An 8615-nucleotide genomic window follows, 5' to 3' on the forward strand; every position below is an offset into this window, starting at 1 on the left:
CAGGCCGGATCACGCCGGGGCCTTGATCGCCACCGCCACTGCCGGACCCAATGCTGTCCTTGTGCGCCAGCTCACCTTCCAGCACATAACTGATGATTTCCATGTCACGGTGGCCATGGGTGCCGAAGCCGGTGCCGGGGGGCGATGCGGTCTTCGTTGATGACGCGCAGCGCGCCAAAGCCCATGCGCTGCTCATTCATATAGTCGGCGAACGAGAAGCTATGGAAAGACTTCAGCCAGCCGTGATCGGCATAGCCACGCTGCGACGATTTGATCAGTTCAAGCATTTTCGTTCGACTCCTTGAGCTTGGGGCCACCCCTTTGGTGACCACGCCTTGACTGTAAAAGCAAGCCGCGCCGCCAGCGCCCTGCCGGCTTGACGCCAACGTTCAAATAAGATGAAGCCTACCGCCCACACTCGAAACCAAGCAGCGCATGCAAACCTCCGAAAAACGCCGTGCGCTGACGCCCGAAGCGCTGATCATGATGGACACCATCGCCCGCAGCGGCAGCTTCGCGGCCGCCGCACGCGAAATGGGCAAGGTGCCCTCGGCGCTGACCTACAGCGTGCGCCAGTTGGAGGAGGCGCTGGATGTGTTGCTGTTTGACCGCCGCTCACGCCAGGCCGAGCTGACCGCCGCCGGCAAGGAGCTGCTGCTGGAAGGCCGGCGCCTGCTGCAGGAAATCGACGCGGTGGCCAACCGGGTGCGCCGTATTGCCACCGGCTGGGAGAGCGAGCTGACCATCGTCATCGACGATGCGATCGCCCGCCGGGCGCTGTTCGACCTGATGGAGGCCTTCTATCAACTGCCGGCGGATCAGGGCAGCAGTGCGGCGTGGGCCGGGCCGCCGACCCGGCTGAAGCTGCGGGTTGAGGTCTTGTCCGGCACCTGGGAGGCCTTGATCTCGGGCCAGGCCGACCTGGCCATCGGCACCTCCGCCCAGCCGCCCGGTGCGGCCGTGCACTGCGAGTTGATGGGCGAGATGGAAATGGTTTTTTGCGTGGCACCGCACCATCCGCTGGCCGCCGCGCCAGCGCCACTCGACGCCGTCACCATGACCGCACATCGCATCATTACCGTGGCCGATACCGCACGCAGCCTGGCGCCGATGACCATCGGAGTTATGCCGGGTCAGGAGGTGCTGACCATGCCCTCGATGGCGGCCAAGCTGGAGGCGCTGCTGCGCGGCATTGGCTGCGGCAGCCTGCCCTTGGCCATGGTGCGGCGCCATGTCGAGGCCGGCCGCCTGGTCGTCAAGGAGACCGCCCAAGGCCCGCGTTTGTTCCCGCTGCATTACTCCTGGCGCAATACCGCCAATGCCGGCGGGCAAGCGCCCGGCCGAGCGCTCGCCTGGTGGTTGCAGCAGTTGCAAAGCCCGACCACGCGGCGCGCCTTGCTGGAGCAGCATGCCGGCCTGATCTTGTAGCCCAGGCCTGCGCGTGAGCTATCTCGGCCGCTTTGCCCCCTCGCCCACCGGCCCGCTGCACGCCGGCTCCTTGGTGGCCGCGTTGGCCAGTTGGCTGGACGCGCGCGCGCACGGTGGGCGTTGGTTGGTCCGAATTGAGGACCTGGACGGGCCGCGCTGCCCTTCCGGCATGGACCGCCTGATCCTCGATCAACTGGCGCAATGCGGCCTGCATCCGGACGCGCCGCCGCTGTGGCAATCGGCGCGCACGGCGCTGTATGAACAGGCGCTGGCCACATTGCGGCAAAGCGGCTGGGCCTATGGCTGCGCTTGCACGCGCAAGCAAATTGCCGAAACCTTGCAGGCGCAAGGCGTGCAAAGCGAGCGGCATGGCGAACTGATCTACCCCGGCACCTGCCGTTCAGGCTTGGAAGGCCGGCCGGCGCGGGCTTGGCGCCTGCGCAGCACGCTCGATTTGGCCGGCACGCAAGACCTGACCCTGGCCTGGCAAGACCGGCGCCTGAGCGCACAGACGCAAAACCTGAGCCGCGAGGTCGGCGACTTTGTACTCAAACGCGCCGACGGCCTGTGGGCCTACCAGCTCGCCGTGGTGGTGGACGATGCCGCTCAGGGCATCACCGACATCGTGCGCGGCGCCGACCTGGCCGACAACACGCCGCGCCAGATCCGACTGCAGCAATTGCTCGGCTTACCGACCCCGCGCTATCTGCACACACCACTGGTGCTGGGCGCGGACGGCAACAAGTTATCGAAGCAAAACGGTGCGGCCGCGCTTGAGCTGACCGATGCAGCGCGGGCCTTGCGCTCGGCCGCTGGCGTGCTGGGCCTGCAGATCGCGGGCGGCACTGTGGCCGAGCTGCTGGCTCAGGCCGTCAATGGCTGGCGAGCTTCTTTTGGTGGCATGATGCCGGCCACGCATCCCCACAAATAGGAATTCTTCATCATGATCACCACCCCAAGCGGCCTGCAAATCGACGACACCGTGGAAGGCACGGGCGCGGTCGCCAAGTCCGGCCACGATGTGTCAGTGCACTATACCGGCTGGCTGTTCAATGACGGCGTCAAAGGGACGAGGTTCGATTCCAGCAAGGACCGCGGCCAGCCCTTCAAGTTCGAGCTCGACGCCGGCTCGGTCATCCGCGGCTGGGACGAAGGCGTGCAAGGCATGAAGATTGGCGGCAGCCGCACCCTCATCATCCCGGCCGAGCTGGGCTATGGCGCACGCGGCGCCGGCGGTGCAATTCCTCCCAACGCCACGCTGATTTTTGAAGTCGAGCTGCTGGGCCTGAGCGGCGGCGAACAAGCCGTCGAGCTGAACCTGACGGCCAACCCCAGCGGCTTGCAATACGAGGACACCGAAGTCGGCACCGGTCTGGAGGCCAAGGTCGGCCAGCGCGTCACCGTGCACTACACCGGCTGGCTGTTCAAAAATGGCAATAAAGGCAAGAAGTTCGACTCCAGCAAGGACCGCGGCGACCCATTCCGTTTTGCCCTGGGCGGCGGTGAGGTGATCCGCGGCTGGGACGAAGGCGTGCAGGGCATGAAGGTCGGCGGCACCCGCATGTTGGTGATCCCGGCCGAGATGGGCTACGGCGCTCGCGGCGCCGGCGGCGTGATTCCGCCCAATGCGACGCTGCTGTTTGAAGTGGAATTGCTGGCGGTCTGAGTGCAAGCGATGGCCTCGGCGCATCCAGTCGCCAAGGCCATCGGTCCCGCCAATTCAAAAAACGCCTGGATATGCCCCGCCGTCCAGCAGAATGTTTTGGCCGGTCAAATAGCCAGCCTGCGCACTGCACAGCATCGCGCAGATGGCGCCAAACTCGGCCGCCGTGCCGAAGCGCTGGGCAGGGATGCCGGCGCGGCGCTTGGCGGCAAATTCATCGCTGCTCAGCCCCTGTTTGGCGGCTCCTGCGGCCAGGGTCTTGTGCAGACGCTCGGTATCAAACGCACCCGGCAACAAGTTGTTGAGCGTCACATTGCGGCCGGCCAAAGCCGGCTGGCGTGCCAGCCCGGCGACAAAACCGGTCAGGCCCGAGCGCGCCCCATTGCTCAATCCCAGCACGTCGATCGGCGCCTTCACCGCGCCCGAGGTGATGTTGACGATGCGCCCGAAACCGCGCGCGGCCATCGCGTCCACCGTGGCCTTGATCAGCGCAATCGGTGCCAACATATTGGCGTCGAGGGCGGCTAGCCACGCGCTCCGGTCCCAATCGCGGAAGTCGCCGGGCGGCGGACCGCCGGCGTTATTGATCAGGATGTCGACCTGCGGGCAGGCGGCCAGCGCTAGCGCCTGGGCCTCGGGTGTGGCAATGTCGCCGACCACCGCGCGCACCGCCACGGCCGGGTTCAACAAGCGCAGCGCGGCGGCGGTTGCCTCAAGCGCCTTAGCTCCGCGCGCGGTGATGACCACGTTGCAGCCCTCGCGCACCAGTGCCTCGGCGCAGCCCGCCCCCAGCCCCTTGCTGGCCGCACAAACCAGGGCCCAGCGGCCGGTCAGTTCCAAGTCCATTGCATCACCCTTAAATCAAGCGCCCTCAAGCCCGCTAGCGTAGTCGCCGCCAGCCAGAGCGGCCAACAGTATGCGCGAGTCCGCGTCAGCGCAGACCACTCGGCCGGCGCCGGTGGGGCTGTTTTTTAGCGCCGGCAAGCGGCCTTCGTTGGCAGTTGTCGGGCGTTTGTGCAGCTGCGGCACCGTCCTGTCCACCAACTCAGCCCACCGGTGAGCCCTCACACAGTGCGCCGGAACAGGGCCGGCTTGCCTCTACACTGCCCCGTCCAGTGCCAACGCAAATAGCTTGTCACCGAGCGACTTGTAGCGAGCCGCACAGGGCGAGACCGCTGGACCACAGCCATGGGAGGAACTGATGTTTGAGCGTACTTCGCTTCGCTACGCGGTCGTGATCGCGCTGCTGATTGGCCTGCTGGTGCCAACGGCGGTGGCCTTGTTTTGGGACGCTCAGTCCACCCGCAGCACGGCGAAAGAGCTGCTGCGCAAAGACCTTGAGCGCATCGCCCAAGTGATGGCGCTGTCCTTGGCCGAGCCGGTCTGGCAGGTGTCGCCCGATTTGGCCGAACCGATGATCAAGGCGCAGGGCGACGACCCGCGCTTCATCTCGGTGGTGGTGCGTGAGCAGTCCGCGGTGGCCCCGTTTCAAGAGCAACGCTGGCCCGAGCGGGCCGGCGAGCCGGACCTGACCCTCAGCAAAACCATGGCCATCAAACGCGATGGTCGCCAGATCGCCGAACTGACCATAGCGATGAGCGCAGCGCCACTGGTGGCGGCCAAGCAGGCCGATATGTTGCGCACCATTTGGCGCAGCGTGCTGACGCTGACCTGTTCCTCAATTTTGATTCTGTGGGTGATGCGCCGGCGCGTGCTGCAACCGATGACCCAGCTCACGCAAGCGGCCGAGGAACTGGCCGCCGGCAAATTGGAACAGCCGTTGGCCCTCAGCGGCCATGATGAGATTGCGCGCGTGGGGCTGGCGATGGAGCGGATGCGGCAGTCCCTGTTGGCGGCCTTCGAGTCGCTGCGCCAACATGCCAACACCTTGGAAGAGCAGGTCGAGCAGCGCACCACCGAATTGACCGCCAGCAATGACGAGCTGACCGAGGCGCTGGCGCATTTGAAGACCGCTCAGCATGAGCTGGTCGAGTCCGAGAAGCTGGCCTCACTGGGCCGCTTGGTGGCCGGTGTTGCGCATGAATTGAATACGCCGCTGGGCAACTCGCTGACTGTGGTGTCCTCGCTGGAGGACCGCTACAAAGCCCTGGACGAGATGCTGCAAAGCAAAACGCCGATGCGGCGCAGCTTGCTGGAAGACCTGGTGCGCGACACCCGCCACGGCCAAGACATCTTGCAGCGCAATGTGCAGAAAGCCGCCGACCTGGTGCGCGACTTCAAACAAGTAGCGATTGACCAGACCACCGATCTGCGCCGTGACTTCGAGTTAGCACGGGTGGTTGAGGATGTGCTGATCATGGTGGAGCCCAGCTTCAAGCACACGCCCTTCCTGATCAAGACCGAGCTCGGCGCCGGCATCAAGATGAACAGCTACCCTGGCTCGCTCGGCCAGGTGTTGACCAATCTATTGATCAATGCCTTGGTGCATGGTTTTGACGGCAAGACCGCAGGGCTGGTCACGATTCGCTGCGCTCAACTGAGCCAGGATGAAGTAGAGCTGAGCGTCTGTGATGACGGCAAAGGCATGGACGAGTCGGTGCGGCGACGCATTTTCGATCCCTTCTTCACCACCAAGCTGGGCACCGGCGGCTCGGGTTTGGGCATGCACATCGTGCACACCATCGTCACCCATGTGCTGGGCGGTCAGATCGAGGTCATCAGCTCAGCCGGCCAGGGCGCGCGGATGATGATTCGGCTGCCGACGGTGGCGCCGGAGCGGGGCAGCGCCGAAGCTTCATTGCACTGACTAAGCCTTAGGGGCCCAAGCGTCATTGATTTCGTTGAACAAGGCGCCGCTTTCTCGCTCTTCCTCGGCATGCGCACGGTAAGGCCCGGTGCCGCTGTGGTCGGCGCTGGAGGCCGGCACAAAGCGGCCCAGATTGACGTCAAACACATTGACCTCGCCGTCCTCGATCACGCAATGCCAGCCGTGCAGGGCAATCTGCCCTAACTCCACTCTCGAGCGCACCATCGGATAGTCCATCAAGCGCTCCAACTGCAGCACCACCGAGCGCTCCTCGGTGCGGCGCAGCGCCTCCTCGCTGAGCTGCACCGGCAGCGTCGCCTCGCGACCGAGCTCCAGCCAGGACTTCAAATTGGTGGCCTCGGCCGGCACCTCGCCATAAAGCGCGCGGATGCCGCCGCAATGGCTGTGGCCGCAAACGATGATGTGCTGCACCTGCAGGGCCAGCACCGCATATTCGATCGCGGCGGCGGTGCCGTGCAAGCCACTGGAGCCGTCATAAGGCGGCACAAAAGCACCGACATTCCTGACCATGAACAGCTCGCCCGGCCCGGCGCCGGTCAGCATATAGGGCACCAGGCGCGAGTCGGAGCAGCCGATGAAGAGCGTGGTCGGATGCTGACCCAGGTCGACCAGATCCTTGAACTGCGCCCGGTACTGCGGGAAGTAGTCGGTATTGAAGCGACGCAGGCGCGTCAGCAGTTCATCAGGCATGGCCAGTGCCGATCACTGCAGCAGCGGTGTGTCGGCGGCATCCAGATCGAGGCCATACAGTTCGGCCTCGCCCGCCAACAGGCTCAGATACTGGCGCAGCGCCGTCATATAGGCCTGCTGGCGCAGCACTTGGGCGATCGAGCCCTTGACCGACTCGAAGGGCTGGAGCGCACCAGTCTCGCGCGCCTGCACCTGCACGATATGAAAGCCGAAGCGGGTGCTGATCAAACGCGGCAGCACACCGATATGGGCGTTAGCTTCGTCTTGCGCGAACAAGGCCGAGGCGAACTCCGGCGCGCAGTCGTCACGCCCCAGCCAACCCAGCTCGCCACCTTCGGCACCGCTCGGGCAGTTGGAGTTATCGGCGGCGGCCTTGGCAAAGGCAGGGCTGTCCGGGCTCTCGCAGCGCAGGGCCACCAGCAAATTCTCGGCCCGCCCACGCAAGGTCGGCACGTCGACGCCGGGCGTTACGGCAAACAAGATGTGGCGCGCCTGGACCTTCTCGCCCAGATGATAGCGAGCCGGATGGGCGTCAAAAAAGCGCCGGCAGCTGGCCTCATCGGGCTCAGGCAATTGCAGCTCACGCTCCAGCAGAGCCAAGGTGGCCTCGGACGCCGCCTCGCTCAGCACGCCGTCCAGCGCGGGCAGATCGCCCACCGCCAACAAGCCCTTGCGCTGCGCGGCTTGGCGCAGCAGCTCGCTGTAGGCCCGCTGGCGCAAAGCCTCCGGATCGGGTGATTCACCGTCGCCGTGCAGCGGCACGCCGTTGACCGTGGCCACGTCGACCTTGATGTCTTCCATGGCGGGTGCCGCGCTGGCGGTGGTACTCGCGCAGCCGCAGCTGCCGCTGCCACATCCTTGTTGTTGGCTCATGCTGACCTCGATCAATGTTGTTGCGGTTGGTTGTGGCCGGGTGGCAGCGACAAGCGCCGGCTGCGCACCATCTGGTAAGGCCTGAACAAATAGGCCACCGTGCCGAAGCCGCTCCACACATGCACCAAGCGGGTGAACGGGAACACCAGGAATACCGTCATGCCGAGGAACATATGCAGCTTGAAGACCCAACCGGCCTGCGCCAACAACTCGACCGCTCCGGGCTGGAAGGTCACGATGCGCTGGGCCCAGCCGGCCAGATTCATCATCATGCCGCCGTCCAGATGCTGGGCCGAAAAGGGGATGGTCGCCAAACCGAGCGCCAACTGAATCCACAGCAAGACCAGCAGCATGATGTCGCTGGCCTTTGAGTTGATGCGGATGCGCTCATCGCTCAAGCGGCGATGCAAGAGGATGGAGACGCCGGCAAAGCCCAACACGCCGGCGATACCGCCGCTGATGATGGCCAGCAATTGCTTGTTGCCGGCGCTGATGAAATGCTCGTACATGAAGTGCGGCGTCAGCATGCCAAAGGTGTGGCCAAAGAACAGAAACAGCACGCCAACGTGGAACAGATTGCTGCCCCAGCGCAGACTGCCGGCGCGCAGCAGTTGCGAGGAGTCGCTCTTCCAGCTGTATTGGTCGCGATCGAACCGAATCAGGCTGCCGACCAAAAACACCGTCAGGCAGATATAGGGGTAGACGCCGAACAGCGCGAAATCGAGTGAGTTCATGGTCGCACTCCTTCTTGAGGGTTGGTCTTTCTGACGATATGAATCGGCTGCGGCGCGCCGGGCTTGCTCTGGCCTTTGCTGGAGCAGCCGTCGAAAGCCGCAGGCTCTTGCCAGGCTTCATCGAGCGGCTCGTCGACGGTGATCTGCACCGCCTGCGGCTTTTCGCCGGCCAACTCCAGCACCGCGCCAATCGCGGCGGCATAGGGGTTGTCACGTTTGATCAAGCCGCTGTGGATCACGTTCAAGATATGCGCCATCTCGGCCAGAAAAGACTTGGCCGTCTCGGCTGGCTGGGTCGACGCGAACTCCAGCACCACCGGCAAGTAATCCGGTAGTTCACTGGCTTCAAAAAACATGCCGCCGGCTTCATAGGTTTGTTGCAGATCGACCAAGGCAGGGCCACGATCGCGTGAATCGCCATGCACATGCTCGAACAGGT

The 8615-nt window shown here is 64.6% G+C and carries 9 protein-coding genes and 2 pseudogenes; 5 read left to right on the forward strand and 6 right to left on the reverse strand.

Annotated elements, in window-relative coordinates; translation table 11 throughout:
• Positions 1-287: pseudogene (locus RMO57_RS07610) on the reverse strand (pirin family protein); the annotation flags it as partial.
• Positions 288-435: 148 nt separating this feature from the next.
• Here RMO57_RS07610 and RMO57_RS07615 point away from each other — a divergent pair.
• The 4 genes and pseudogenes from RMO57_RS07615 (at position 436) to RMO57_RS07630 (ending at position 3094) form a co-directional block, all read left to right on the forward strand.
• Positions 436-1428, forward strand: coding sequence for a LysR family transcriptional regulator (locus tag RMO57_RS07615; RefSeq protein ID WP_310385526.1), 993 nt, complete (start codon positions 436-438; stop codon positions 1426-1428).
• A gap of 7 nt (positions 1429-1435) precedes the next feature.
• Positions 1436-2359, forward strand: coding sequence for a tRNA glutamyl-Q(34) synthetase GluQRS (gene gluQRS / locus RMO57_RS07620; RefSeq protein ID WP_310385538.1), 924 nt, complete (start codon positions 1436-1438; stop codon positions 2357-2359).
• Positions 2360-2371: 12 nt separating this feature from the next.
• A pseudogene (locus tag RMO57_RS07625) lies at positions 2372-2710 on the forward strand (FKBP-type peptidyl-prolyl cis-trans isomerase); the annotation flags it as partial.
• Positions 2711-2746: 36 nt separating this feature from the next.
• Positions 2747-3094: an FKBP-type peptidyl-prolyl cis-trans isomerase gene (locus tag RMO57_RS07630; RefSeq protein WP_310385540.1), complete on the forward strand. Its 348-nt coding sequence runs from the start codon at positions 2747-2749 to the stop codon at positions 3092-3094.
• A gap of 54 nt (positions 3095-3148) precedes the next feature.
• Here the strand turns inward: RMO57_RS07630 and RMO57_RS07635 are convergent, their stop codons facing one another.
• Positions 3149-3937, reverse strand: coding sequence for an SDR family oxidoreductase (locus RMO57_RS07635; RefSeq protein WP_310385528.1), 789 nt, complete (start codon positions 3935-3937; stop codon positions 3149-3151).
• A 355-nt stretch (positions 3938-4292) separates the two neighbouring features.
• Here RMO57_RS07635 and RMO57_RS07640 point away from each other — a divergent pair, with 355 nt between their 5' ends.
• Entirely contained in the window at positions 4293-5858 is a 1566-nt protein-coding gene (locus RMO57_RS07640; protein ID WP_310385530.1) for a HAMP domain-containing sensor histidine kinase, read from the forward strand.
• On the opposite strand, the gene RMO57_RS07645 is transcribed toward RMO57_RS07640, so the two are convergent.
• From RMO57_RS07645 to narJ, 4 genes are all read right to left on the reverse strand, one after another.
• Positions 5859-6569, reverse strand: coding sequence for a carbonic anhydrase (locus RMO57_RS07645; RefSeq protein WP_310385532.1), 711 nt, complete (start codon positions 6567-6569; stop codon positions 5859-5861).
• Positions 6570-6581: 12 nt separating this feature from the next.
• Positions 6582-7442: a peptidylprolyl isomerase gene (locus RMO57_RS07650; RefSeq protein ID WP_310385533.1), complete on the reverse strand. Its 861-nt coding sequence runs from the start codon at positions 7440-7442 to the stop codon at positions 6582-6584.
• A gap of 11 nt (positions 7443-7453) precedes the next feature.
• Complete coding sequence (narI, locus tag RMO57_RS07655) at positions 7454-8176, reverse strand: respiratory nitrate reductase subunit gamma (RefSeq protein WP_310385535.1); 723 nt, start codon at positions 8174-8176, stop codon at positions 7454-7456.
• Positions 8173-8615, reverse strand: a 443-nt coding sequence (narJ, locus tag RMO57_RS07660; protein ID WP_310385537.1) for a nitrate reductase molybdenum cofactor assembly chaperone, incomplete at its 5' end; no start/stop codon positions are given. The genes narJ and narI, both read right to left, overlap by 4 nt.

Origin of the sequence: Roseateles sp. (assembly GCF_031397715.1) — a bacterium.
Lineage (GTDB): Bacteria > Pseudomonadota > Gammaproteobacteria > Burkholderiales > Burkholderiaceae_C > Paucibacter_A.

Excerpts from the sequence above, each read along its gene's own strand:
- RMO57_RS07645 (WP_310385532.1), bottom strand. The coding sequence starts at position 6,569 with ATGCCTGATGAACTGCTGACGCGCCTGCGTCGCTTCAATACCGACTAC.
- RMO57_RS07615 (WP_310385526.1), top strand. The coding sequence starts at position 436 with ATGCAAACCTCCGAAAAACGCCGTGCGCTGACGCCCGAAGCGCTGATC.
- RMO57_RS07635 (WP_310385528.1), bottom strand. The coding sequence starts at position 3,937 with ATGGACTTGGAACTGACCGGCCGCTGGGCCCTGGTTTGTGCGGCCAGC.
- narI (WP_310385535.1), bottom strand. The coding sequence starts at position 8,176 with ATGAACTCACTCGATTTCGCGCTGTTCGGCGTCTACCCCTATATCTGC.
- RMO57_RS07650 (WP_310385533.1), bottom strand. The coding sequence starts at position 7,442 with ATGAGCCAACAACAAGGATGTGGCAGCGGCAGCTGCGGCTGCGCGAGT.
- RMO57_RS07640 (WP_310385530.1), top strand. The coding sequence starts at position 4,293 with ATGTTTGAGCGTACTTCGCTTCGCTACGCGGTCGTGATCGCGCTGCTG.